The following is a 909-nucleotide window of genomic DNA, read 5'->3' as shown; positions in this document are numbered from 1 at the left end:
AGTCGACGGCTATTTTCCGAAGGAAAATAGAAGTTGACAGAAATGCAACAAACTTTGATTAAGCCAAATTTAGCAATTTTTTATACAAGGTGTTGGGCGTAGTTTTTTTTATTTCATAATTTGCCATATAATTCCGGTTACAGTTGCAATTCCGACAATTAATGCTATAATAACATTTGCTTTATTCCAAATCGATTCTTTCTGGTCTTTTTCAATTCCAATCGATTGAGATTTAACTTCACTATTGTTATTTACAATTACATTATTCGCTTTTTTTATTTCAGTACTATATTTTTCGTTTTTTTTCATTTTTGAGTCAATCCAATCATTCAGTATCTGTTCTAAATTTTCATAATCAAAATCTTTCTTTTTATCTTCCTTTCGTTTTTTAACTATTGAAACAATTTGATATTTAATATGCTTATAAAATTCAGTCTTTTTTCCTTTGTAATAATGAAGATGATATTCTATAAAACCTGTGCATTTATATAAAGGACTAAACCTTTCTAAAAAGTCAACGAAAGCGAGGTCAATAAAGTTATTTACTGAATTGAATTTTTCGTTTTCAGAATAGTTTAATTTATTTGCTGCATATAAAATTGAAGGATAAAGACTAATCTCAAATTTGTCAGTTTTTGGATTAATTGGATTATAATCTTTAGTCCATTTTCCGTCAGACATTAAATGAGCTTCTTCCATAAAAATTTCAGATAACTCATTTTCACTTTCTCCTTTATATTCTTTTTTCGGTAAGTGAACTTTAAAATAATTATGATGCTTTATCATTCAGATTTGGTTTTTCTCAAATTACGCCCAACGTTGTTGTGTTATGGAAAGTTGCGATTTTTATGAACGGCTATTTTCCGTAGGAAAATTGAAGTGAGTAAAAATGCAACTGCCTTCGGTTAA

General features: G+C 27.9%; 1 protein-coding gene. It reads right to left on the bottom strand.

Annotated elements, in window-relative coordinates; all coding sequences use genetic code 11:
* Positions 1 to 108: 108 nt before the first annotated feature.
* Positions 109 to 786 (bottom strand): hypothetical protein, encoded by a 678-nt coding sequence (locus MPF19_RS19105; RefSeq protein WP_249989862.1) that lies wholly within the window; start codon positions 784 to 786, stop codon positions 109 to 111.
* Positions 787 to 909 lie beyond the last annotated feature (123 nt).

This window comes from Polaribacter sp. Z014 (assembly GCF_023555435.1).
Taxonomy (GTDB): domain Bacteria; phylum Bacteroidota; class Bacteroidia; order Flavobacteriales; family Flavobacteriaceae; genus Polaribacter.
This window is presented reverse-complemented; position numbering and strand designations above follow the sequence as displayed.